A 22,987-nucleotide genomic window follows, 5' to 3' on the forward strand; every position below is an offset into this window, starting at 1 on the left:
TCATTCCCCGGCGTAATCAATCATGCAGAGACACTTCGACGATCTTCAGCTGGGCAGCATCGAGCTGTTTTGCCTGGCCGCCGAGTGCGGCAGTTTCACCGGCGCGGCGCAAGCGGCCTCGGTGACGCCGGCAGCGGTGAGCCGCTCGGTGTCCCGCATGGAAGAACGCCTTGGCGTGCGGCTGTTTGCACGCACCACCCGCAGCGTGAAACTGACCGACAGCGGCCGGCGCTACTACGAAGAATGCAGGCAGGCGCTGGCGCAACTGGTCGAGGCGCAACGGGAAGTCATGGGCCAGCAGCAGGAACCGTCCGGCACCCTGCGTATCAGTATTCCTACAACCTACGCCCATCACCGGATCCTGCCGCTGTTGCCCGCGTTTCGTGCGCGCTTCCCGCAGGTGAAGGTCGACATGCACATCAGCAACCGCAACATCGACTTCGTCGGCGAGGGTTACGACATGGCGATCCGCGTGCGGGCAATCCCCGACTCCGGCCTGATCGCCCGCCATCTGGAGGACGCAGCGCTGGTGATGGTCGCCAGCCCCGACTACCTAAAACGCGCCGGCACGCCGCAGACCCTCGAAGACCTCGAACAACACGAGTGTATTCAGTACGAATTGCCCAGCAGCGGGCGGCGGATCACTTGGCTGTTCTATGAGGAAGACGCGCCACGGGAAATCCTCGCCGAGGGCAACTTCTGCTGCTCCGATGACGTGCTCGGTGGCGTGACCCTGGCCAAACATGGCGCCGGGTTGTTCCAGACGTATCGCTTCATTGTCGAAAAGGAACTGGCCGACGGCTCGTTGGTGGAAGTGCTCCAGCCCTACAGCGGACGCTCGCGGCCGTTCACTTTGCTGTACCCGCAGAATCGCCACATGCCGCTGCGCGTCAGGGCTTTCATTGATTTTCTGGTCGAGCAGTTGCCGCATTGATTTCACCTGTGTGCGATCACCGCACACAAAACCGGACTGTCGATGCAGAGCAATTGATTAAAGTAACCATCTAGTACAATTTAACTCCACAGGTCGAAACCCTCGGCCCAAGCCAAAAACAATAAGTGGAGTTTGCCCCCATGCCCCCTATCGTTCTGGTGCTCAACGGCCCGAACCTGAACCTGCTCGGTACCCGTGAACCGGCAACCTACGGTCACGAAACCCTGGCCGACATCTCTGCCCTGTGCGGGCGCGCCGCCGAAGAGTTCGGCCTGGCCGTGGAGTTTCGCCAGACCAACCACGAAGGCGAACTGCTCGACTGGATTCACGGCGCCCGTCAGCGCTGCGCCGGTATCGTGATCAATCCGGCCGCCTGGACCCACACTTCGGTCGCGATCCGCGACGCTCTGGTCGCCAGCGAATTGCCGGTGATCGAGGTGCACCTGTCCAACGTCCACGCCCGCGAGCCGTTCCGTCATCACTCGTTCGTCTCGGCCATCGCCACCGCCGTGATGTGCGGCTTCGGCAGCCACGGCTATCGCCTGGCCCTGGAACATTTCAGCCAGCGGCTGAAGGGGCGAACCGCATGAATCGTAACAACGTGATACTCGCCGGGCTGATCGGCGCCGGCATCCAGGCCTCCCGCACCCCGGCGCTGCACGAACACGAAGGCGACGAACAGGGCCTGCGCTACTTGTACCGGCTGATCGACCTCGATCAACTGCAATTGGACAGCAGCGCCCTGCCCGATCTGTTGCAGGCCGCCGAACGCATGAATTACACCGGGCTGAACATCACCTTCCCGTGCAAGCAAGCAATCATCCCGCTGCTTGATGAGCTGTCCCCGGAAGCCCGCGGCATCGGCGCCGTGAACACGGTGGTGCTGAAGGACGGCAAACGCGTCGGCCACAACACCGATTGCCTGGGTTTTGCCGAAGGTTTTCGTCGCGGCCTGCCAGACGTCGCCCGCGAACGTGTGGTCCAGATGGGCGCTGGTGGCGCCGGTGCGGCAGTGGCCCACGCCTTGTTGAGCGAAGGCGTACGGCAACTGAGCATTTTTGATGTGGACGTGGAGCGCGCCGAAAGCCTGGCCAACAACCTCAACCAGCATTTCGGTGCCGGTCGCGCCGTGGCCGGACATGATCTGGGGAGCACGCTGAGTCAGGCCGATGGTCTGGTAAACACTACGCCGATGGGCATGGCCAAATTACCCGGCATGCCCGTGCCGGCGGCGTTGCTGCGGCCCGAGTTGTGGGTGGCGGAGATCGTGTATTTCCCGCTGGAAACCGAACTGCTGCGCAACGCCCGCGCCCTGGGTTGCCGAACCCTGGATGGCGGCAACATGGCGGTGTTTCAGGCAGTGAAGGCGTTTGAGCTGTTCAGCGGCAAGGTGCCCGATGCGCAGCGAATGCTCGCGCACTTTCAAAGCATGAATGGCTAAAACCGTGAGGGGGCCCGTCCCCCTCGACATCGGTCACGCTTGCAAGTAGCGCAGCACCGACTCACAAATCATCTCGCGATGACGTTGCTTGATGCTTTCGTCCGGCAGGTCGATCTGGAAGATCTCACCGAAGGTATGACGGTTCGATACGCGATAGAAGCAGAACGAACTGATCAACAGATGCACGTCCAGCGCGTCGAGCCCGGCGCGGAACACGCCTTCTTCAGCACCCCGACGCAGAATCTCGCCCAGAGAATCGAGGATGGTGTTGTTCATCGCCTTGATCGCATCGGAACGCTTCACGTACTCGGCGTTGTGGATGTTTTCGATGCTGACGATCCGCACGAAATCGACGTTGCGATCGTGGTGATCGAAGGTGAATTCCACCAGACGCCGGATCGCTTCCACCGGCGGCAATTCAGCCAGGTGCAGGCGGTTTTCGGTGCTGCGGATATCGCCGTAGAGCTTCTCCAGCACTTCGACGTACAACTGCTCCTTGCTGCCGAAGTAGTAATAGATCATGCGTTTGGAGGTGTGGATACGCTCGGCGATCGCATCGACGCGAGCGCCGGACAGCCCCTGCTGGACGAACTCGACGATCGCCTCCTGCAGGATATTCTCGCGGGTCTTTTCCGGGTTGTTCTTGCGACTTTTGCGCGGCTCTACCGCGGGGAGAACGGGAGCTGCGGGAAGTTCTGAAGTCATTGTCATTGCGGGCTCACGGCCATCACTGCACAGGCTGGCGATTATGGGCCGCGCGCCCCAGTGAAGGAAGCCGCGCGACCGGTGTTTAATCCCGCGTTTACGAATTTCCTACAACTTCGCCTGGCGAACCGCACCACTGCGTGATTTGGCCATCGCCGCCAGCCGCACCGCGACGTTGGCGGCGCCATAACCGGCGTAACCGTTCTTGCGCTGGATGATCTCGAAGAAGAAGCGCCCCTCGAACGGCTCGGTGTAGACGTGGAACAACTCGCCACCTTGCGCATCGCGGTCGTACAGCACGTTGTAGTACGCCAGTTCGCTGAGGAATTCGTCATCGAAATCGAAGCGCGCCGCCAGATCGTCGTAATAGTTCAGCGGGATGTCCAGCAGCGGCACGCCTGCCTCTTTCGCTCGGCTGACTTCGGCGAAGATATCGTCGCAATCGAAGGCGATGTGATGCACCCCGGAACCGCGATAACTCGACAGCGCGTGTGAGATCGCGGTGTTGCGGTTCTCGGAAATGTTCAGCGGCAGCCGGATCGAACTGTCGCGGCTACGCAGGGCGCGGCTCTTCACCAGCCCGTACGGATCGGGCAGCACCACTTCATCGTCAGCCTCAAAATCCAGCAGGCTCTTGTAGAACAGCACCCAACTGTCGAGGCTGTCCGCCGGCAGCGCCATGGCCATGTGATCGATGCGCTTGAGGCCGCCGCGCGCCACGGCATCCGGCAGCAGATTGAAGTCGGTGCCGTAGACATCCGCCTCCTGATCCACCAGATAAATCAGGCTGCCGTCCGGTGCACGCACCGCCGCCAGTTCCAGTTCATTGGGGCCGACCAGTCCGCGATACGGCTGACCTTTATAGGCGACGGCGCGGGCCAGCGCACTGGCGCTGTCCTTGACCCGTACGGCAGTAGCGCACAGTGACGGGCCGTGGGCCTCGAAAAAACTGTGGCCGAACGAATAGGGTTCAGAGTTGAGGATCAGGTTGATATCACCCTGACGCAACAGGCTGACACTCTTGGAGCGATGCTGTCCGGCCTTGACGAAACCCAGCCGTTCCAGCCAGTTCGACAGCTTGGCGCCCAGGCTTTCATCCACGGCGAACTCAAGAAACTCGATGCCGTTGTACTCGCTGGCCTTCGGCGTTTCGAAGAGGATGTCGCGGTTATCCACAGGACGGATTTCCTGCTCCAGACGCTGGCGGGTTTTCTCCTCCAGGTACAGCAGCGAACGCAGACCGTCAGCGGCATTTGCCCGAGGCGGCGCGGCGCGGAAGCCGTCGTTGAAGATTTCCAGCGACAGCGGCCCGGTGTAGCCGCTCTGGATGATCGGCGCGAGGAAGCCCGGCAGATCGAATTCGCCCTGCCCCGGGAAGCAGCGGAAATGCCGGCTCCACTCCAGCACGTCCATCGCCAGGATCGGCGCGTCGGCCATCTGTACGAAGAAAATCTTGTCGCCGGGAATCTCGGCAATCGCCCGTGGATCGCCCTTGAGCGACAAGGTGTGGAAACTGTCGAGCAACACGCCGAGGGCCGGGTGATCGGCCTGACGCACGATGTCCCAGACCTGTTGATAAGTATTGACGTGACGGCCCCAGGCCAGCGCTTCATAACCGATGCGCAGGCCACGGGCACCAGCGCGCTCGGCCAGCAGGCGCAGGTCGTCGATGAGGATCTGCTGCTCGCCGAGACTGTCGGGGGAGGCGTTGCTGCAGACCAGCACCAGGTCGGTGCCCAGCTCCTGCATCAGGTCGAACTTGCGCTCGGCCCGTTCCAGGTTGCGCTCCAGACGATCGCGGCGGCAGCCTTCGAAATCGCGGAACGGCTGAAACAGGGTGATGGCAATCCCGAGGTCGGCGCACATCTGCCGGATTTCCCGGGGGCTGCCGTCGTAATACAGAAGATCGTTCTCGAAAATCTCCACCCCGTCGAACCCGGCGGCGGCAATGGCTTCGAGTTTTTCCGGCAGGGTTCCGCTCAAGGAGACGGTGGCAATGGATCGCTGCATGTTTCAACTCCCGGTGGAGACGTCGGCTACGGAAATTGCGCCGCTTTTATAGGGTGAGCGAATTATTGGTCCCGGTTTTTCATTGAGCAATTTAAACTGTACTACCCGGTTAGTTTTGCGTGCGATTATCGAACAGAATGCCGGTTTGGCGAATTGACGATTTTTCGTCCACTGCCCAACATCCGTCTCACCTTGAGTCCGGAACTGAACCACCGGTCGCAGCGTGCACAAGAAAAGCACACCAAATAACAAATCCAAAAACGGGTGGAACACATGATTCCTTCACAGACTTCCCGCATGGCTCCGGCCATGAGCACTGCCACGGGTGGCATCGGCGACAAGATCCGCGGCGCCATGGCCGTCGGCAAGACCCGTTGGGGCATGCTGGCGCTGGTGTTTTTCGCCACCACCCTCAATTACATCGACCGCGCCGCACTCGGCGTCATGCAGCCGATCCTCGCCAAGGAAATGAGCTGGACGGCGATGGACTACGCCAACATCAACTTCTGGTTTCAGGTCGGCTACGCGATCGGCTTCGTGCTGCAAGGACGGCTGATCGATCGGGTCGGCGTCAAGCGCGTGTTCTTCTGCGCGGTGCTGCTCTGGAGCCTGGCCACCGGCGCCCACGGTCTGGCGACCTCGGCGGTGGGCTTCATGGTCTGCCGATTCATCCTCGGCCTCACCGAAGCAGCCAACTACCCGGCCTGCGTGAAGACCACGCGCCTGTGGTTCCCGGCCGGCGAGCGCGCCGTGGCCACCGGCATCTTCAACGCCGGCACCAACGTCGGCGCGATGTTCACCCCGATGCTGCTGCCGCTGATCCTTCACGTGTGGGGTTGGCAGGCCGCGTTCCTGTGCATGTCGGCACTGGGCGGGATCTGGCTGCTGTTCTGGGGCCTGAAGTATTTCAACCCGGAAGATCACCCAAACGTTAAGCAGTCGGAGCTGGAATACATCCAGAAAGAAGTCGAACCGGAACAGGCCCGCGTGCCGTTCTCGAAAATCCTGCGCATGCGCGGCACCTGGGCCTTTGCCCTCGCCTACTCGCTGACCGCGCCGGTGTTCTGGTTCTACCTGTACTGGCTGCCGCCGTTTCTCAATCAGCAATACAACCTGGGCATCAACGTCACCCAGATGGGCATTCCGCTGATCATCATCTATGTCACCGCTGATTTCGGCAGCGTGGGCGGCGGGATTCTGTCTTCGTTCCTGATCGGTCGCGGCATGAACTCGATCAAGGCGCGGCTGCTGTCGATGTTCCTGTTCGCCTGCTGCATCATCGGCGTGGTCATGGCCGCCGGTTCCGCCAACCTGTGGATTGCCGTCGCCGCCATCTCCCTGGCCATCGGCGCGCACCAGGCCTGGACCGCCAACATCTGGAGCCTGGTGATGGACTACACGCCCAAGCACATGATGAGCACGGTGTTCGGTTTCGGCGGCATGTGCGCGGCGATCGGCGGGATGTTCATGACCCAGATCGTCGGCCATATCCTGACCGTCACCAACAACAACTACACCGTGCTGTTCACCCTGATCCCGGCGATGTACTTCATTGCCCTGACCTGGATGTACTTCATGGCACCGCGCAAGATTCCTACCGTCACCGAGTAGCCCTTCAATACTGAGAAGCCGTCCTGCACCGACCGGCCTGATTTCAGGCCGGTCACGTCTTCAGCGCCGGCTCTGCTGCCACGCTGCCGCCAGCCCGCTGCAACAGATCACCGCGATCCCGATCACCGTCATCAGGGTCGGTGTGTGAGCAAACAGCAACCAGCCCAACAGCCCCGCAAACACGATCTGGCAATAACCGAACGGCGCCAGCAACGCCGGCGCGGCATGGCGGAACGCCTGGGTCAGAAACAGGTGCGCGGTCATTCCGCAACTGCCCAGCGCCAGCATCAACAACGCATGGCCCAGGCTCGGCACTTGCCAGAAGAACGGCACCAGCGCACTCATCACCAGCGTGTTGCACAGCCCGGCGAAAAAGTTGCTGGTGGTCGGGCTGTCGACTTCGGCGAGCTTGCGGGTGAGCAATTGATAGAAGCAGAAAAACAGAGCCGAACAGAACGGCAACAAAATCGCCGGGGTGAACAGATCACCGCCCGGATGGACGATGATCAGCACCCCGATAAACCCGCACACCACCGCGATCCACTGACCGCGCGTCACCCGCTCCTTGAGCAGCGGCACCGACAGCGCCGTCACCAGCACCGGCGCAAGAAAGTTGACCGCCGTGGCTTCGGCCAGCGGGATGTACAGCAACGCCGTGGTGAAAAACAGGCTGGTGCCCAACAGGCACAACGCCCGCGCCAACTGCCACAACGGGCGTTTGGTGCGCAGCACACGCAGCCCGGACTGCGGCAGGAAAATCCCCGCCATCAGCAACGTGTGCACCAGATACCGTGCCCACACCACCATGACGATCGGATAAAAACCCGAGAGGTATTTCGACAGCGCGTCGTGACTGGAAAACAGGAAGGTTGCCACGACAATCAGCAAGATCCCCTTGAAGGGTTGGTTGACGCCGGAAAGCGGAGTGCTGACGGTCATTGGCTCTCTCTGAATGAAAAATAAACGGTGACGAGGTCGCGTGCGCCCTCGCCCCTTGAAGCAGACTTAAAGTCGGGCCAACAATTCCCGTGTCCGGTCGATCGCCATTTGCGCCCGCTGCAATCCACTCACGCCCTGCTCCAGCAATTTGACCGTGGGAATTTCCAGACTCAGGGGAAGGTTAGCCGGAAGACAGCGCAACAAGCCGCTCAAGTCACAATCGCCCTCGCCGGGAAACCGTCGCTCATTGCGGGCCTGACGCAAGATCTCGGCCATGTCCGTCGGCCTCGGCCCGGCAACATCGCACAACTGTGCGTAGCGCAGCCGCGAGGCCGGCACGCCGGCCAGCTCCTCCAGCCGCGACCCGGAGCGGTCGAAGTGAAACGCATCCACCAGCACCGCACCGTTTTCGCGCCCGGCCTTGGCGACGATGCGCAACGCCTGTTCGAGATTGCGTGCATCGGTCCACGGCATGAACTCCAGATGCGGGTGTAAACCGTAGGGCGCCGCCAGATCGCACAGCGCCGCAAAATTATCGGTGAGCCGCTGCTCGTCAGGATCGTTACCGGCGACCAGCAATTCACTGGCACCGAACTCCGCGCCGACGCTAAGCAGCTTCTCGAAATCCGCGACCACTGTCTGCGGCTTCAATCGAAGGATTTCCACGTCGAGCACGCCGATTCCGGTGTCACGCAAACGCGCCAGTGTCTGACGCCGCAAATCGCCATCGGCTACCAGCGGAAAGTGATACTCCTCGGGCGTCGCCGGCTCCAGACGCAAGCCGACATGGCTGTAACCGGCACGGGCGGCAACCTCGACCATCTCGGGTGGCGACAACTCCAGCACGGTCAGGCTGGCCAGGGACAGAATTCGTTCGCTCATGTTCAGGCCTCGATCTGCGCGGGTTCGGTGGCGCGACCGCTGGCCGCCGCTTCACGGATGGCCTCGACCAGCGCCAGCGTGCGGGCGGCGTCGGCGGCACTCACCAATGGTTCGACTTCCCGCCGTACCACGCGGACGAAATGCTGCAACTGCAACCGGAGGGCTTCGTCCGGTGTGAACGGTTCATCAACGGACAGCAACGGCTCATGCCAACCGGCATCCACCTGCTCGGCGCGGTAATGCCAGCGCTTGAGTTGCGGAATGCTCGAGGCCCCGGCCGTTCCCGCCAGTAAATAGCACGGCTGATCCGCCTGACGTGGATAGACCGGGTTCTCACCGGAGTTCAACTCCCAGCTCCATGGAGCCGCCACCGCATCGGAACCGGTCAGGGTGCCGAGCGCTCCGCCATCGAATTGCAGCAGAATCGCCGCGCTGTCTTCATTGGCAAAACCGCGCACCGAATGGTCGGTGATCGCCTGCACCGAACGCACTTCACCGCATAGATGACGCAGCAGATCGAGGTCGTGGATCAGATTGGTCAACAGCATTCCGGCACCTGCCTCGCGCCGCCACGCGGTTTCGAAATACTGGTCAGGCTTACGCAGCTGGAACAACGCAGTCACCAGCGTCAGCCGTCCCAACGCCCCACCCTTGACCAGCTCATGAGCACGCACGATCAACGGATTGTGCCGCCGATGATGGCCGACCAGCACCGGTACGCCACTGCGCTTCACCGCCGCCACCAATTCCCGCGCTTCATCCAGGTTTACGCCCACCGGCTTTTCCAGCAACACCGGAACGCCAGCGGCCAAGCAATCCAGCGCGGTGCTGACGTGCTGATTATTCGGATTGGCGACGATCACTGCGTCTGGCCGGTTCTGCTCCAGCATCTGACGGTGATCGGCGAAATGCGCCACACCCCACTCCGCCGCCAGGGCCGGTGCCTGAGGGCCGGGGTCGGCCATGGCGCATAACGTGGCCTCAGTGAGATTCTTCAAGTGCCGGTAATGTTGCTGGCCCATGTTGCCGGCGCCGATCAAGGCAATTCGAAGGGGCGGGTTCAAGGTGCGATCCTTTTGTGATTGTTGTGGGAAAACTCACTCAATCAACAATTTAGAACCGGGTTCCAGATTCTCACACCCACCCGACCGAAAAGTGGGCGAACAGCGCACAGCTTTGCTTAAACGAACAACTCCGAGGCCAGGCTCGCCGCCGACAACTCCTCGGTAAACGCCAGCAACAACGGCGCCAATTCATGCAAGCGCGCCGCCGACATCCTTGCGCTTGGCCCCGCTATGCTGAGCACGCCAATCACCCGACCATCGGCGGGATGTTTCACCACGGCAGCAATCGCCGAAGTGCCCACCGCCGAGCTTTCTTCCACACAGGCATAGCCCTGTTCCCGGGCCACGCGCAGGCGTTCGAGCAGTTCAATATTGGAGCGCGGCGCATTGGGCCCGATATCCGCCGGCACCTCCGCGCCCTGGCGCTCGACCAGCGACAACGCCTCGGCGTCGCTCATGCACGCCAGCCACGCATGGCCCGACGCGGTGTAGAACAGCGGCGCGTCGCGGCCCATGTCCGGGTCGTAACGCAGACCGCTACGAGCGCCCTGGGCCTTGGCGATCCAGGTCTGGCGCTCGCCGTCGATCACCCCCAGACGCACCAGCTCACCGGTTTCCTGGGCCAGTCGATCGAGCACCGGCTGCACAATGTCGGCACCGCTGCTCGACAGATATTGAAAGCCCATCGCCACCAGTTTGGTCGACAGGTGATAACGCAACGTCTCCGGGTTCTGCCGCACATAACCCAGGCGGATCAGCTCGGCGAGCAGGCGGTGCGTCGCGCTCTTCGGAATGTCCAGTTGCTCGGCCAGGGTCTGCATCGGCAGCCCGCGCGGATCACTGGTGAGGCTTTCCAGCACGCTGAAAACCCGTTCGATTTGACTGCCGGCCATGGTGCGCTCTCGGTGAAATTTCGCCGATTCTAGAAGACATCCCGAGGAATGCGAAATCTGGAACCCGACGTCCGATAACCGCCCACTTTGCGCGTCAGTCGGTTGATCTGCTTCGCCCACACTGGTTATTTTCTGGAACATGATTCTAAAAAAAATTGATTGCTGGAGCCCTTGCTGATGTCTGCCCTTCCCGATATCGACTGCGACGTTCTGGTGGTCGGCTCCGGCGCCGCCGGTTTGTCGGCCGCCGTCACCGCCGCCTGGCATGGCTTGAAGGTCATCGTGGTGGAAAAGGATCCGGTGTTCGGCGGCGCCACCGCGTGGTCCGGCGGCTGGGCGTGGGTGCCGTGCAATCCGCTGGCCCGGCGCGCCGGGATCGTCGAAGACGTGGAATTGCCGCGCACCTATCTGCGCCACGAACTCGGCGAGCACTACGACCCGGCCATGATCGACGCCTTCCTTGAAGCCGGCCCGCGCATGGTGGCGTTCTTCGAACAACACACCGCCCTGCAATTTGCCGACGGCAACGCCATCGCCGACATCCACGGCGAAACACCGGGCGCCGGCACCGGCGGACGCTCGGTGATTGCCGCTCCCTATGACGGGCGAAAGGTCGGGCGCCTGCTCAAGCGTCTTCGCACAACCATGCGCGAAACTTCATTCATGGGCATGCCGATCATGGCGGGGGCGGATCTGTCGGCGTTTCTCAATCTGACCCGCTCGTTGTCGGCGGCCTGGCACGTGACCCGGCGTTTCACCCGTCATCTGCTGGATCTGGCGTTGCATGGCCGGGCGATGCAATTGGTCAACGGCGTGGCGCTGGTAGCGCGGCTGGCGAAATCCGCCGAAGACCTCGGCGTACTGCTGTGGGAATCGGCGCCAGTGACGGAACTGCTGCGCGACGAATCACGCATCACCGGCGCTCGCGTGAACACCGCAAAAGGCCCGGTCACTGTCCATGCGCGCAAGGGCGTGGTGCTCGCGGCCGGCGGATTTGCCAATGACATCGAGCGGCGCAAAGCGTTGTTCCCTCGCACGCCCACCGGTCATGAACATTGGGCGCTGCCACCCTTGGGAGTGAATGGTGACGGTCTGCGACTGGGTGAAACCGTCGGAGCCCGGGTCAACACCGATGTGGCCTCGCCCGTGGCGTGGGCGCCGGTCTCGCAGGTGCCACATTCCGACGGCAGCATCGGCCATTTCCCACACATCATCGAGCGCGGCAAACCGGGCGTCATTGGCGTACTGCGCAACGGTCAGCGCTTCGTCAATGAAGCCAACGGTTATTACGACTACGTCAGCGCCATGGTCGCCGCCGCCCCAGAAGGTGAAGAGGTTGCGTCCTGGCTGATCTGCACCCGCGCGTTCCAGCGACGTTACGGGCTCGGCATGTCGCGGCCGTTTCCGGTTCCGGTGTCAGGTTTTATCCGCAGCGGCTATCTGAAAACCGGCGACACCCTGGAGGAATTGGCCGCTGCATGCGGCATCGACGCGAAGGGTTTACGCGTCACCGTCGATGACTACAACCACCATGCCCGGCACGGCGAAGACCCGCTGTTCGGTCGCGGCTCGACCCCGTACAACCGCAAACAGGGCGATCCGGCGCAACAGCTCAATCCGTGCGTGGCGCCCATCGAACAAGGCCCGTTCTACGCGGTGAAGGTGCAGCCGGGCTGCTTCGGCACCTTCGCCGGGCTCAAGGTCAATCCGCATGCGCAAGTGCTCGACGCCGGAGACCGGCCCATCGCCGGGCTCTACGCGGCGGGTGGCGACATGGCCAGCATCATGGGCGGGCATTATCCGGCAGGCGGGATCAACCTCGGCCCGGCCCTGACTTTCGGTTACATCGCCGCCCGGCACATGGCGGGCGTCACGGCTTTCGAACAGGAGATCGACCATGCAGCACATCGTTAACAGACAAGGACTGAACCTGCCGAAACTCGGCCTCGGCACCTGGCCGATGCTCGGCGACGAATGCACCCGCGCCGTGGAACAAGCGCTGGAACTCGGTTACCGACACATCGACACGGCAGCGGCCTACAACAACGAAGACGCAGTCGGACAGGCGCTGGCGAATACGCCGACACCCCGCGAGCAGATCCACGTCACCACCAAGGTCTGGTGGGATCAGTTGCAACCGGACGCCATGCGTCACTCGCTGGATCGCAGCCTCAAGGCCTTGCGCAGCGAGTACGTTGATCTGTTCATGATCCATTGGCCGAGCACTGACTGGGACCTGCCGCGCACTCTTGAAACCCTCGCGTCGTTCAAGGAGCAAGGTCTGGCTCGCAACATCGGCGTGGCGAATTTTCCGCTGCCGCTGCTGCGCAAAGTCGTCGAGGAATACGGCATTCCTCTGTCAGCCATTCAGGTCGAGTACCACGTCCTGCTCGGACAAAACGCCCTGCTCGACTACGCCCGTCAACACGATCTGGCGCTGACGGCCTACACCCCGTTGGCACGTAACAAGGTCTCGGAGATTCCACAGATTCAGCAGATTGCCGAAAAACACGGTGTGCTGCCGACTCAGGTCGCGCTGAAGTGGCTGCTGGATCAGGACAACGTGGCGGCGATTCCCAAGGCCAGCAGCAAGACCAATCAACTGGCCAACCTGGCGTCATTGAAGGTCGAACTGGACGATGACGACCGGGCGCTGATCGCCGCGCTGCCCAAGCGCGAACGTCAGGTCAGCCCGGACTTCGCGCCGGTGTGGGATGCCTTCGACCGCTGATACCTGACCCGGCGAAAGAAATCTGCCGCCGGATTGAATTCCCGGCGCTCGCGCTCGTCAATAACAGGCCCGACCTCGTCACCCCGAGGCCGGGCCTTTGTGCGTGTGTGCGAATAGACGGACGACCGGACTGGCGCCACACTCACACACCAGCAACACTCATCACCACCTACAAATAGAGGATTCCCACATGCTATGGAAAAAAGGCCGACGCAGTGACAACGTCGTCGATGCCCGTGGCGATGACATGGGTGGTGGCGGCGGCATGCGCTTCGGCGGTGGCAAGGGGCTGAGCCTCGGGGCGATCCTGCTGATCGTCGGTATCGGTTGGATCACCGGGCAGGACCCGTTACAGATCCTCGGCCAGCTCACCGGGCAGATGACCGAACAATCGGCCCGTACTTCGCAAACCCGTCAGGCACCGCCGGCCAACGATGAACAGGCCGAATTCGTGCGTTCGATCCTCGGCGACACCGAAGACACCTGGGGCGCAATCTTCCAGCAGGCCGGCCGGCAATATAAGGATCCGACCCTGGTGCTGTTCAGCAACCGGGTCAATTCCGCCTGCGGTCTGGCAACCTCGGCCACCGGCCCGTTCTATTGCCCGGCAGACCAGAAGGTCTATCTGGACATGGCGTTCTTCCAGGAAATGGCCCAGCGCTTCAAGGCCGCCGGCGACTTTGCCCAGGCCTACGTGATCGCTCACGAAGTCGGACACCATGTGCAGACGCTTCTCGGCGTCTCGGCGAAAATTCAGACAGCCCGTCAGCAAGGCCGGCAGATGGAAGGCGACGGCGGTCTGCTGGTGCGTCAGGAACTGCAAGCCGACTGCCTGGCCGGCGTCTGGGCCTACAACGCCCAGAAGCGCCTGAACTGGCTGGAACCGGGCGACATCGAAGAAGCCTTGAACGCAGCGAACGCCATCGGTGATGATCGCCTGCAACAACAGGGTCAGGGCCGCGTGGTGCCGGACTCGTTTACCCACGGTACGTCGGCGCAAAGGGTGCGCTGGTTCAAAACCGGATTCGCCCAGGGCCAGGTCGGCCAGTGCGATACCTTTGCGGCGAAAAACCTGTAAATGCATAAATGGCTGTTGGCTTTACTGTTCATCGGCGGCACCGCCCAAGCGGCCGGCGTCGACGCAATCAGTCCCGGGCGCCTGCAATTGCAGGCCGGCGAAATGGCGGTGGGCATCGGCCCGGCGCCGGCGAAAATCGAGCGCGTGCTGATCGTCATTCATGGCCGTCTGCGCAACGCCGAGACCTATCGCAAAAGCGGTGAAGTCGCGGCGGAACTGGCCGGGCAAACCGCCAACACCCTGGTGATCGCCCCGCAGTTTCTCAACGAAAGCGATGTGTCGCTCTACTCGTTACCCGCCAGCGTGCTGCGCTGGCAAGGCAACGAATGGATGGGTGGCGGGTTATCCACAGGACCGAATCCGCTGAGTTCCTACGCCGCACTGGACGAAATCGTCGGAAGGCTGAGCGATCGCAAGCAGTTTCCGGACGTGAAGCAGATCGTGATCTTCGGTCACTCCGGCGGCGCGCAGGTGGTGCAGCGTTACGCGCTGCTGGCCCAGGAACAACCGGCGCTCAAGACCGAGGGCATTCGCTTGCGTTATGTGGTGGCCAACCCGTCGTCGTACGCCTACTTCAATGAGCAACGCCCGGTAGCTTTCGATCATGCGAAGTGCCCGGGTTTCAACCGCTGGAAGTACGGTCTGGTGGACCCGCCGATCTACGCGGGTGGGCAAACGCCCGCGCAGCTTGAAGGCCGTTACGTCAAACGCGAGGTGATTTATCTGCTGGGCCAGCAGGACACCGACCCGCAACACCCGGCGCTGGACAAGAGCTGCGCCGCCAAAGCCCAGGGGGCTTATCGACTGGAGCGCGGCAAGCTGTTTTTCGGTTACTTGCTGCGTCGTCACCCTGAAGGGGTCAATCAGCGCCTGATCGAAGTGCCCGGGGTCGGGCACAACGGCGACGGCATGCTGACCTCGCCGGAAGGCCAGAAAGCACTGTTCGAGCAATAAGTTGTTGGGTGGATGGTCTGGCCTCTTCGCGAGCAAGTCGAGTCGTCGCACCGCCGCTCCCACATTTGGAATGCGTTTCCCTGTGGGAGCGGGCTTGCTCGCGAAGGCGTCCGTGCAGACAATGCAGGCCTCAGGCGAACAACATTCGCCGCAATTCCACACAATCCTTCGCATGCCAGTCGGCCAACTCCGGCCATGGATTGTCCGGCAGGTTCACCAGCACCGTTTGAGTCCCCGCCGCCCGACCGCAATCAAGATCAAACCGGTAATCACCGACCATCACCATCGCGCTCGCCGGCACTTGCCAGGCCTCGGCCAGTTTCAGCAGACCACCCGGATGCGGTTTTGGCTGTGCTTCATCGCGGCCCAGCACATCCTCCACCGCAAAACAGTCAGCCAGGCCGATGGCCTCCAGCGTCACGTGGGCCAGCTCCCGCGCATTGCGGGTCAGGATGCCGAGGCGATAGCCTCGGGCGTGCAGGTCGCGCACCAGCTCCACCGCGCCGACCGCCGGGGTCGAGCCGAGCGCCAGATCGCGCTCATGCTCCAGCAGCCACGCATGTTTCGCCGCTGCTTCCTCGGCGGGCAATGCCGCGAGGTGGGTGAGGATGTCGTCCTCCGCCGGGATCGACAGCGCCACGCGAATCGCCGCGAAATCATGCACCGCGACGGTCAGGGTGCCGTCCATGTCGAACACCCAGTGCCGCACATCCGCCAGACTCATGCCCAGTCCTTGCGATGACGGATCAGGCCTTCCTGGGTCACCGACGCCACCAGTTGCCCGGCGCGGTTGAACACGCTGCCACGGGAGAACCCGCGAGAGTTGCCGGCCCACGGGCTGTCCATGGCGTAGAGCAACCAGTCATCGGCGCGCAGGTCGTTGTGGAACCACAGCGCGTGGTCGAGGCTGGCGACCTGCATGTCTTTCTGCCAGACCGATTTGCCGTGCGGCAACATCGAGGTGGTCAGCAGACCGAAGTCCGAAGCGTAGGCCAGCAGGTATTTGTGCAGCGCCGGGATGTCGGCCAACGCGCCGTCGGCGCGGAACCACACGTACTTGATCGGATCCGCCGGTTGCGGGTTGTACGGGTCTTTTTCAGTGACCGGGCGCACTTCGATCGGCTTCGGGCACAGCAGCTTTTCGCGCATGTGTTCCGGGATCAGGTGCGCGCGTTGCTGGGTCAGTTCCAGCTCCGACGGCAGGTTTTCCGGGCCGACCACTTGCGGCATCTGGCTCTGGTGCTCGAAGCCTTCTTCGTCGTACTGGAACGAAGCGCTGCAGGTGAAAATCGGGTGGCCCTTCTGGATCGCGGTCACGCGGCGGGTGCTGAAACTGCCGCCGTCACGCACGCGGTCAACTGAGTAGACCACCGGTAACTTGGCATCGCCCGGACGCAGAAAATAACCGTGCATCGAATGCACATGGCGCGCTTCTTCAACGGTCTGACTGGCCGCCGACAGCGACTGGCCGAGCACCTGGCCGCCGAACAACTGGCGAAAGCCCAGATCCTGACTGCGACCACGGAACAGGTTTTCCTCGATCGGTTCGAGGGTCAGCAGATCCACCAGATCTTCCAACACTTGGCTCATTCAGACTCTCCTCACACAACGCTATGCCGCGCAGCCCTGGCTGCGGCGGCCAATTCAGATTCTGGCGCGAGCCATTGATCGCGCCATTGTAAACGTCCGTGTCGGCTTAGCCATGCAAGGTCTGCAGCCATTGCTCCCGGGTGATGCGGTACAACACATGTCGACTTAACGGATGGTCGACAGCCAGTTTCGGGTGATCGAAATCGTCGGCTGGATCGTGATGCATGCCGATCGCCTGCATGACTTTTTCCGACGGCAGATTGCTCTGCGCGGTGAAGGACACGATCTCCTTCAGGGACAAACGGTCAAAGCCGCAACGCAGCGCGGTCCACGCCGCTTCGCTGGCATAACCCAGGCCCCAATGTTCCTTGGCCAGCCGCCAGCCGATTTCCACCGCCGGGGTGAACGGCGCATCGAAGCCGACCACGCCGAGCCCGGTAAAACCGATGAATTCGCCAGTGTCTTTGCGCTCCAGCGCCCACAGGCCGTAACCGTGTTCGGCAAAATGCCCACGCACCCGGCCGATCAACGCGGCGCTTTCCAGCCGACTCAAAGGCGCGGGGAAGTAGCGCATCACCTGCGGGTCGGCGCACATGGCCGCGAACGCCGGCAAATCCTCGTCCTGCCATTGGCGCATCAGCAGCCTTGCGCTTTGCAGCTCCAGTATCGGTTCCATCCCGCCCCTCCGCTTGATGCCGTCAGTCTACATCGCTGTTAGGCTTTGCACTCTTTCCTGCAGCCTTTATGAATAGTCCACCATGCCGTTGCCGCTGATCTACCACGAAGACTACAGCCCGGAATTTCCGGCGGATCACCGCTTCCCCATGGACAAGTTCCGCCTGCTGCGCGATCACCTGGTGGACAGCGGCCTGACACGCGACGAAGACCTGCTGCGCCCCGAGTTGTGCCCTGCCGACATTCTCGCCCTGGCCCATGACCGCGGTTATATCGAACGCTACATGAGCGGCGAGTTGTCCCGCGAAGACCAGCGGCGCCTCGGTCTGCCGTGGAATGAAGCGCTGGCGCGACGCACGGTGCGGGCGGTCGGCGGTTCGATTCTGGCAGCGGAAAAAGCGCTGGAACATGGCCTGGCCTGTCACCTCGCCGGCGGCACCCATCACGCCCACTACGACTACCCCGCCGGGTTCTGCATCTTCAATGACCTGGCAATCATCAGTCACTATTTGCTGCAAAGCGGTCGGGTGAACCGGGTGCTGATCTTCGACTGCGACGTGCATCAGGGCGACGGCACTGCGCGGATTCTGCACAACACGCCGGAAGCGATCACCGTTTCCCTGCACTGCGAAAAGAATTTTCCTGCACGCAAGGCCGAAAGCGACTGGGACATTCCGCTGCCCAACGGCATGGGCGACGCCGACTACCTGAAAGTTGTCGACGACGCACTCAACTATCTGCTGCCGCTGTATCAGCCGGACCTGGTGCTGTACGACGCCGGTGTCGACGTGCACAAGGACGACGCCCTCGGTTATCTGCAACTGACCGACGAAGGCGTCGCCGCCCGCGACGAAAGCGTGATGCGCCACTGCCTGGGTCGCGACATCCCGGTGGTCGGTGTGATCGGTGGCGGCTACAGCAAGGATCGCCACGCCCTCGCCCGCCGCCACGGGATCCTGCATCACAGTGCGCAGCGCGTCTGGCAGTCATCCGGTTGTCATTGAGTTGTGCTGCGTTACCCACAATGGCTGTGGAACGGCCTGTGGATAACCTGAGCGAAAGGGACTACAGCCCACGCTGAACATGGCCTGCAGCGCGCTGGTTATTTTTTGATCAGGCCTGACGATGGCCGCTGCTGCTAGAATGCGCGGCTTATTCCGCCACGCTATTGCCGCTGCCATGACCCAGACTCCCGCCGCCCTTCCCGCTCACGTCGCCATCATCGGCGGTGGCCCCGCCGGCCTGATGGCCGCCGAAGTGCTGAGCCAGGCCGGAGTCCGCGTCGATCTGTACGACGGCATGCCCTCGGTGGGCCGCAAGTTCCTGCTGGCCGGGGTCGGTGGCATGAACATCACCCATTCCGAAGCCTACCCGGCCTTCCTCTCGCGCTACGCCGAACGCGCCCCGAACATCGCCCCGCTACTGCGCGCGTTCGACGCCGACGCACTGTGCCGGTGGATTCACGAACTGGGGATCGAAACCTTCATCGGCAGCTCCGGCCGCGTGTTCCCCACCGACATGAAAGCCGCGCCGCTGCTGCGCGCCTGGCTCAAGCGCCTGCGCGACAGCGGCGTGGTTATCCACACCCGCCACCGCTGGCTCGGCTGGGACGAAAACGGCGCGCTGCGCATCGACAGCCCGGAAGGCGAGAAAACCCTCACCCCCGACGCCACCCTGCTCGCCCTCGGCGGCGGCAGCTGGTCGCGACTGGGCTCCGACGGCGCGTGGATGCTGCCGCTGGAGCAACGCGGTGTAGGACTGGCGCCGTTGCAGCCGAGCAATTGCGGCTTCGAGGTGCAGGCCTGGAGCGAAGTGATGGTCAGCAAATTCGCCGGCGCGCCGCTGAAAAATATCGCAATCGGTTTGAACGACGATGTTCCGCGTCTGGGTGAATGCGTGATCACCGCGACCGGCATCGAGGGCAGCCTGATCTACGCGCTGTCGGCGCCGATTCGTGAGGCGATCAATGTGCACGGTGCCGCGACCATTCACATCGACCTGCTGCCCGGCAGACCTGTGGATAAATTGCAGGCGGCGTTGAGCAAACCACGGGGATCGCGCTCGATGGCCAAGCACCTGCACAGTCAGGTCGGGATTGATGGGGTGAAAGCGGCGCTGCTGCGGGAACTCACTGATGCGGCGACGTTTGCTGATCCGGCGTTGTTGGCCCGGGCGATCAAGGCTTTGCCGCTGACGCTGGTGAAAACCCGTCCGCTGGATGAGGCAATCAGCAGCGCGGGCGGAGTGACGTTCGAGGCGATGGATGAGCGCTTGATGCTCAAGGCGCTGCCGGGGGTGTTTTGTGCGGGGGAGATGCTGGATTGGGAAGCGCCGACAGGCGGGTATTTGCTGACGGCGTGTTTTGCCAGTGGCCGGGCGGCCGGAGCTGGAATGCTGGACTGGTTGAAACAGCGTAACTGATCGTTCCCGCATTGCGCGGGAACGACCCTGTATGACGCTTAAGGCTTACGCTTACGCGGCCCGGTATTGAACACCGGCACCTTGCGCACAGGCTTGATCGAAGGCTCCGGCGCCTGGGTCTCGCCGCTGTCCACCCACTTGCCCAGATTGCGCTTGCCACCGCCACCGGAAGCTTTCGGCTTCTTCGGTTTCTTCGGCTTCTTGATCACCTGACCACTGGCATCGGTGTCCGGCACGCGGTGCTCGGGCACGAAATCCGGCTCAACCTCGCGCTTCAACGTGCTGCGGGTCAGCATTTCAATCGCCGACAACATGTTCACTTCATCGGCGCACACCAGCGAAATCGCCTCACCGGTCGAACCCGCGCGGCCAGTGCGGCCGATACGGTGAATGTAATCCTCGGCCACGATCGGCAGATCAAAGTTGACCACCAGCGGCAGGTCTTCGATATCCAGACCACGGGCCGCCACGTCGGTGGCCACCAGAATCTGCACTTCGCTCAGTTTGAAGCGGTCCAGCGCCCGCTGCCGGGTCGCCTGCGGCTTGTCGCCGTGGATCCCGTCGGCGTTCACGCCCAGTCCCTGAAGTTTCTCGACCAACGCGTCCACACCATTACGGGTCTTGGCGAACACCAGCACCTGCTTCCACTTGTTCTTGCGCAGCAGGTGCACGAACAATTCCGGCTTGCGCTTCTTGTCCACCGTCACCACCCACTGCTTGACGGTGTTGGCGGCGACGTTGCGCGGGCTGACTTCGATGCTCTGCGGATCGTTGAGCATCTGCCCGGCCAGCAGGCGGATGTCATCGGAGAAGGTCGCGGAGAACAGCAGCGTCTGACGTTTCTTCGGCAGCGCGCGGTAAATGTTCGCGAGCTCCTCGGAAAAGCCCAGGTCGAGCATGCGGTCGGCTTCGTCCAGTACCAGGGTTTGCAGCTGGTTGAATTTCAGCGCGTTCTGGCGGAACAGGTCGAGCAAACGGCCCGGGGTCGCGACCAGCAGATCGACGCCGCCGCGCAGCTTCATCATCTGCGGGTTGATGCTGACACCGCCGTACACCGCGTAAGTGCGCAATGGCAGGTTCTCAGCGTACTGGCGCACGGCTTCGTGGACTTGCTCGGCCAGCTCGCGGGTCGGCACCAGAATCAGCGCGCGCACCGAGTTGGCGGTGACTTTCGGCCCTTCCATCGCCAGCAGTTGCAGCAGCGGCAAAGCGAAACCGGCGGTCTTGCCGGTGCCGGTCTGGGCCGCAGCCATCAGGTCGCGACCGGCCAGCACGGCCGGAATGGCTTGCGCCTGCACCGGCGTCGGGGTCTGGTAGCCGAGCTTCTCGAGGGAGCGCAGCAAGGGTTCGATCAGGCCAAGGGTGGCGAAAGTCATGGGAGTACCGTAGGAAAAATCAGAGCGGTTGTGCAAAACAAGTATGCGATGACGCGCAGTTTACCCTAATTCCCACGCTGCTCCGTCGCTATGACCTTCGCTGCGGCAGCCGGCTCGCTGACCACCGGCGACCGCGCCGGACGCCGCCACTGCGGCAGACTGATCAGCACCACCGCGCCGATGATCACCAGCATCGCCAGCGCCTCTTCGATGCCGATGGTCTCGCCGACAAACACGATCCCCAGCAACACCGCCACCGCCGGGTTGACGTAGGCATAACTGGTGGCCGCCGCCGGACGAACGTTTTTCAACAGATACATGTAAGCGTTGAAGGCGATGATCGAGCCGAAGAAGATCAGGTACGCCAGCGCCAGCCAGCCTTCCAGCGGCGGCATGGCCTGCAGGTGTTCACCGCTGGTCGCGCTGCCGATCAACAGCACCACGCCGCCCACCAGCATTTCCACGGCACTGGCCATTGCGCCCTGAGGCAGCGGCAAGTGCTTGCTCCACACCGAGCCGAACGCCCAGCTCGCCGCCGCGAAAATCAGCAACGCCGCGCCCAACGGGCTCGATTGCAGGTTGGAGCCCATGTTGAGCATCGCGATACCGATAATCCCCATCACCACCCCGGCCCACTCCAGGCGAGTGTTGCGCGCGCCCCAGAAATAACCGCAAAGCAAAGTGAACAGTGGCACCGTTGCCACCGCCAGCGCGGCAACCCCCGACGCCACGCCGCTGTGCTCGGCCAAAGTCACCGCGCCGTTGCCGAAGCTGAGCAACAGAATCCCGATGATCCCCGCCGCCTTCCACTGCGCCCAGGTCGGCGCCGGTGCTCCGCGCCAGCGCAGGAACGCGTACATCAGGGTGCCGGCAATCACGAAGCGCACGCCGCCGAGCATCAGCGGCGGCCAGTATTCGACGCCGATGCGGATCACCAGATAGGTCGATCCCCAAATCACGTACAGCGCAAAAAACGCAGCGATCAAGGGCAGGGAAAAACGGCGCAAGGCAGACATGGGCAGCTCGAAAGTCAGACTCAGGGGATGGGTTATTCTAGAAAGGCCAACCGCTAAAAATAAGTTACAAAACCTGTTTATAGCGCCGGTACACTTTTGAAAACACGGAGATCGACGGCCAAAACCGCGATTTCGAAAGTCTGGCATTTTCAGGAGTCCGACCTTGGACAAATACGACCGCATGCTGCTCAGCGCCCTGCTCGAAAACGGTCGCGCGTCCTACGCCGACCTCGCCCGCAAAGTGAACCTCTCCGCCCCCGCCGTCGCCGAGCGTGTGGCCAAACTTGAGGCCAGCGGCGTCATCACCGGCTACTCGGCCAAAGTCGACATGGCCAAACTCGGCCTGCCGATCCAGTGCGTTATCGAACTGCGCCTGAACCAGCACGGCAACCCGAAGGTGTACGACGAACTGATCAGAATTCCGCAACTCACCGAATGCCACCGCGTCACCGGCGACCCGTGCGTGATCATGCAGGCAGCCGTGGGCTCGATGACCGAGCTGGAAGAGCTGATCAACCGGGTGGCGAAATTCGGCTTCAGCAAGACCTCGATCGTGTTGTCGAGCGCGATAGAGAAGCGGGTGCCGCTCGGCCACATTGAAGGCAACGGCAAATCCTGAGACAAGAGTGATCCCTGTGGGAGCGGGCTTGCCCGCGATGAGGCCATC

At 62.5% G+C, this 22,987-nt stretch carries 22 protein-coding genes; 11 read left to right on the forward strand and 11 right to left on the reverse strand.

Annotation, left to right across the window (positions count from 1 at the left end; translation table 11 throughout):
* The first annotated feature begins 22 nt into the window (after window positions 1-22).
* The 3 genes from ACTJK9_RS21370 (at window position 23) to ACTJK9_RS21380 (ending at window position 2,375) form a co-directional block, all read left to right on the forward strand.
* Window positions 23-934 (forward strand): LysR family transcriptional regulator, encoded by a 912-nt coding sequence (locus tag ACTJK9_RS21370; RefSeq protein WP_085612592.1) that lies wholly within the window; start codon window positions 23-25, stop codon window positions 932-934.
* 140 nt (window positions 935-1,074) lie between these two features.
* Window positions 1,075-1,524: a type II 3-dehydroquinate dehydratase gene (aroQ, locus tag ACTJK9_RS21375; RefSeq protein WP_039771771.1), complete on the forward strand. Its 450-nt coding sequence runs from the start codon at window positions 1,075-1,077 to the stop codon at window positions 1,522-1,524.
* Window positions 1,521-2,375, forward strand: a complete 855-nt coding sequence (locus ACTJK9_RS21380; protein WP_074691515.1) for a shikimate dehydrogenase — start codon at window positions 1,521-1,523, stop codon at window positions 2,373-2,375. Before aroQ ends, ACTJK9_RS21380 begins: the two co-directional genes overlap by 4 nt.
* A 33-nt stretch (window positions 2,376-2,408) precedes the next feature.
* Here ACTJK9_RS21380 and ACTJK9_RS21385 read toward each other — a convergent pair whose 3' ends face one another.
* Window positions 2,409-3,086 carry a TetR/AcrR family transcriptional regulator gene (locus tag ACTJK9_RS21385; protein ID WP_085612590.1) on the reverse strand — a complete coding sequence of 226 codons (678 nt, stop codon included), beginning with the start codon at window positions 3,084-3,086 and terminating at the stop codon, window positions 2,409-2,411.
* 102 nt (window positions 3,087-3,188) lie between these two features.
* The gene (gene quiC / locus ACTJK9_RS21390; protein WP_236190072.1) at window positions 3,189-5,090 is read right to left on the reverse strand and encodes a 3-dehydroshikimate dehydratase QuiC; all 1,902 of its coding nucleotides are present in this window, start codon (window positions 5,088-5,090) and stop codon (window positions 3,189-3,191) included.
* 273 nt (window positions 5,091-5,363) lie between these two features.
* Between quiC and ACTJK9_RS21395 the strand changes: the two genes are divergently transcribed.
* The gene (locus ACTJK9_RS21395) at window positions 5,364-6,701 is read left to right on the forward strand and encodes an MFS transporter (protein ID WP_064599596.1); all 1,338 of its coding nucleotides are present in this window, start codon (window positions 5,364-5,366) and stop codon (window positions 6,699-6,701) included.
* A gap of 60 nt (window positions 6,702-6,761) precedes the next feature.
* Here ACTJK9_RS21395 and ACTJK9_RS21400 read toward each other — a convergent pair whose 3' ends face one another.
* The 4 genes from ACTJK9_RS21400 to ACTJK9_RS21415 form a co-directional block, all read right to left on the reverse strand.
* Window positions 6,762-7,640 (reverse strand): DMT family transporter, encoded by an 879-nt coding sequence (locus ACTJK9_RS21400; RefSeq protein WP_039771776.1) that lies wholly within the window; start codon window positions 7,638-7,640, stop codon window positions 6,762-6,764.
* A gap of 66 nt (window positions 7,641-7,706) precedes the next feature.
* Complete coding sequence (locus tag ACTJK9_RS21405; protein ID WP_440816020.1) at window positions 7,707-8,522, reverse strand: sugar phosphate isomerase/epimerase family protein; 816 nt, start codon at window positions 8,520-8,522, stop codon at window positions 7,707-7,709.
* A 2-nt stretch (window positions 8,523-8,524) separates the two neighbouring features.
* Window positions 8,525-9,586, reverse strand: coding sequence for a Gfo/Idh/MocA family protein (locus tag ACTJK9_RS21410; RefSeq protein ID WP_440816023.1), 1,062 nt, complete (start codon window positions 9,584-9,586; stop codon window positions 8,525-8,527).
* A gap of 116 nt (window positions 9,587-9,702) precedes the next feature.
* Window positions 9,703-10,479: an IclR family transcriptional regulator gene (locus tag ACTJK9_RS21415; protein WP_440816026.1), complete on the reverse strand. Its 777-nt coding sequence runs from the start codon at window positions 10,477-10,479 to the stop codon at window positions 9,703-9,705.
* A 177-nt stretch (window positions 10,480-10,656) separates the two neighbouring features.
* Here ACTJK9_RS21415 and ACTJK9_RS21420 point away from each other — a divergent pair, with 177 nt between their 5' ends.
* The 4 genes from ACTJK9_RS21420 (at window position 10,657) to ACTJK9_RS21435 (ending at window position 15,242) form a co-directional block, all read left to right on the forward strand.
* Window positions 10,657-12,393, forward strand: a complete 1,737-nt coding sequence (locus tag ACTJK9_RS21420; RefSeq protein ID WP_440816028.1) for an FAD-dependent oxidoreductase — start codon at window positions 10,657-10,659, stop codon at window positions 12,391-12,393.
* Window positions 12,377-13,210 carry an aldo/keto reductase gene (locus ACTJK9_RS21425; RefSeq protein WP_440816031.1) on the forward strand — a complete coding sequence of 278 codons (834 nt, stop codon included), beginning with the start codon at window positions 12,377-12,379 and terminating at the stop codon, window positions 13,208-13,210. Before ACTJK9_RS21420 ends, ACTJK9_RS21425 begins: the two co-directional genes overlap by 17 nt.
* A 190-nt stretch (window positions 13,211-13,400) precedes the next feature.
* Window positions 13,401-14,288 carry a KPN_02809 family neutral zinc metallopeptidase gene (gene ypfJ, locus ACTJK9_RS21430; protein ID WP_085612584.1) on the forward strand — a complete coding sequence of 296 codons (888 nt, stop codon included), beginning with the start codon at window positions 13,401-13,403 and terminating at the stop codon, window positions 14,286-14,288.
* Window positions 14,289-15,242, forward strand: a complete 954-nt coding sequence (locus ACTJK9_RS21435; RefSeq protein ID WP_085612583.1) for a hypothetical protein — start codon at window positions 14,289-14,291, stop codon at window positions 15,240-15,242.
* Between the two features lie 130 nt (window positions 15,243-15,372).
* On the opposite strand, the gene ACTJK9_RS21440 is transcribed toward ACTJK9_RS21435, so the two are convergent.
* The 3 genes from ACTJK9_RS21440 to ACTJK9_RS21450 all read right to left on the reverse strand — a co-directional run bounded on the left by ACTJK9_RS21440 (window position 15,373) and on the right by ACTJK9_RS21450 (window position 17,508).
* Window positions 15,373-15,966: an HAD family hydrolase gene (locus ACTJK9_RS21440; protein ID WP_440816035.1), complete on the reverse strand. Its 594-nt coding sequence runs from the start codon at window positions 15,964-15,966 to the stop codon at window positions 15,373-15,375.
* The gene (tesB, locus tag ACTJK9_RS21445) at window positions 15,963-16,832 is read right to left on the reverse strand and encodes an acyl-CoA thioesterase II (protein ID WP_039771793.1); all 870 of its coding nucleotides are present in this window, start codon (window positions 16,830-16,832) and stop codon (window positions 15,963-15,965) included. Before tesB ends, ACTJK9_RS21440 begins: the two co-directional genes overlap by 4 nt.
* Before the next feature lie 106 nt (window positions 16,833-16,938).
* A complete protein-coding gene (locus tag ACTJK9_RS21450; protein ID WP_064599611.1) occupies window positions 16,939-17,508 on the reverse strand; it encodes a GNAT family N-acetyltransferase in 570 nt (189 codons plus the stop codon).
* Between the two features lie 82 nt (window positions 17,509-17,590).
* Here ACTJK9_RS21450 and ACTJK9_RS21455 point away from each other — a divergent pair, with 82 nt between their 5' ends.
* A complete protein-coding gene (locus tag ACTJK9_RS21455; RefSeq protein WP_007958746.1) occupies window positions 17,591-18,511 on the forward strand; it encodes a histone deacetylase family protein in 921 nt (306 codons plus the stop codon).
* Window positions 18,512-18,686: 175 nt separating this feature from the next.
* Window positions 18,687-19,928, forward strand: a complete 1,242-nt coding sequence (locus ACTJK9_RS21460) for a TIGR03862 family flavoprotein (protein ID WP_440816040.1) — start codon at window positions 18,687-18,689, stop codon at window positions 19,926-19,928.
* Between the two features lie 38 nt (window positions 19,929-19,966).
* Here the strand turns inward: ACTJK9_RS21460 and ACTJK9_RS21465 are convergent, their stop codons facing one another.
* Both ACTJK9_RS21465 and yedA read right to left on the reverse strand, forming a co-directional pair.
* On the reverse strand, window positions 19,967-21,304 hold the full coding sequence (locus ACTJK9_RS21465) for a DEAD/DEAH box helicase (RefSeq protein WP_064599613.1): 1,338 nt from the start codon (window positions 21,302-21,304) through the stop codon (window positions 19,967-19,969).
* A 65-nt stretch (window positions 21,305-21,369) separates the two neighbouring features.
* A complete protein-coding gene (gene yedA, locus ACTJK9_RS21470) occupies window positions 21,370-22,320 on the reverse strand; it encodes a drug/metabolite exporter YedA (RefSeq protein ID WP_440816043.1) in 951 nt (316 codons plus the stop codon).
* 163 nt (window positions 22,321-22,483) lie between these two features.
* On the opposite strand from yedA, the gene ACTJK9_RS21475 reads away from it, so the two are divergent.
* Complete coding sequence (locus ACTJK9_RS21475; protein ID WP_085612578.1) at window positions 22,484-22,939, forward strand: Lrp/AsnC family transcriptional regulator; 456 nt, start codon at window positions 22,484-22,486, stop codon at window positions 22,937-22,939.
* Window positions 22,940-22,987: the final 48 nt, after the last annotated feature.

This window comes from Pseudomonas sp. 22082, from assembly GCF_052046055.1.
Lineage (GTDB): Bacteria > Pseudomonadota > Gammaproteobacteria > Pseudomonadales > Pseudomonadaceae > Aquipseudomonas > Aquipseudomonas pharyngis.

Coding starts and splice junctions, on each gene's coding strand:
- ACTJK9_RS21370 (WP_085612592.1), top strand. CDS start 23: ATGCAGAGACACTTCGACGATCTTCAGCTGGGCAGCATCGAGCTGTTT.
- aroQ (WP_039771771.1), top strand. CDS start 1,075: ATGCCCCCTATCGTTCTGGTGCTCAACGGCCCGAACCTGAACCTGCTC.
- ACTJK9_RS21380 (WP_074691515.1), top strand. CDS start 1,521: ATGAATCGTAACAACGTGATACTCGCCGGGCTGATCGGCGCCGGCATC.
- ACTJK9_RS21385 (WP_085612590.1), bottom strand. CDS start 3,086: ATGACAATGACTTCAGAACTTCCCGCAGCTCCCGTTCTCCCCGCGGTA.
- quiC (WP_236190072.1), bottom strand. CDS start 5,090: ATGCAGCGATCCATTGCCACCGTCTCCTTGAGCGGAACCCTGCCGGAA.
- ACTJK9_RS21395 (WP_064599596.1), top strand. CDS start 5,364: ATGATTCCTTCACAGACTTCCCGCATGGCTCCGGCCATGAGCACTGCC.
- ACTJK9_RS21400 (WP_039771776.1), bottom strand. CDS start 7,640: ATGACCGTCAGCACTCCGCTTTCCGGCGTCAACCAACCCTTCAAGGGG.
- ACTJK9_RS21405 (WP_440816020.1), bottom strand. CDS start 8,522: ATGAGCGAACGAATTCTGTCCCTGGCCAGCCTGACCGTGCTGGAGTTG.
- ACTJK9_RS21415 (WP_440816026.1), bottom strand. CDS start 10,479: ATGGCCGGCAGTCAAATCGAACGGGTTTTCAGCGTGCTGGAAAGCCTC.
- ACTJK9_RS21420 (WP_440816028.1), top strand. CDS start 10,657: ATGTCTGCCCTTCCCGATATCGACTGCGACGTTCTGGTGGTCGGCTCC.
- ACTJK9_RS21425 (WP_440816031.1), top strand. CDS start 12,377: ATGCAGCACATCGTTAACAGACAAGGACTGAACCTGCCGAAACTCGGC.
- ypfJ (WP_085612584.1), top strand. CDS start 13,401: ATGCTATGGAAAAAAGGCCGACGCAGTGACAACGTCGTCGATGCCCGT.
- ACTJK9_RS21435 (WP_085612583.1), top strand. CDS start 14,289: ATGCATAAATGGCTGTTGGCTTTACTGTTCATCGGCGGCACCGCCCAA.
- ACTJK9_RS21440 (WP_440816035.1), bottom strand. CDS start 15,966: ATGAGTCTGGCGGATGTGCGGCACTGGGTGTTCGACATGGACGGCACC.
- tesB (WP_039771793.1), bottom strand. CDS start 16,832: ATGAGCCAAGTGTTGGAAGATCTGGTGGATCTGCTGACCCTCGAACCG.
- ACTJK9_RS21450 (WP_064599611.1), bottom strand. CDS start 17,508: ATGGAACCGATACTGGAGCTGCAAAGCGCAAGGCTGCTGATGCGCCAA.
- ACTJK9_RS21455 (WP_007958746.1), top strand. CDS start 17,591: ATGCCGTTGCCGCTGATCTACCACGAAGACTACAGCCCGGAATTTCCG.
- ACTJK9_RS21460 (WP_440816040.1), top strand. CDS start 18,687: ATGACCCAGACTCCCGCCGCCCTTCCCGCTCACGTCGCCATCATCGGC.
- ACTJK9_RS21465 (WP_064599613.1), bottom strand. CDS start 21,304: ATGACTTTCGCCACCCTTGGCCTGATCGAACCCTTGCTGCGCTCCCTC.
- yedA (WP_440816043.1), bottom strand. CDS start 22,320: ATGTCTGCCTTGCGCCGTTTTTCCCTGCCCTTGATCGCTGCGTTTTTT.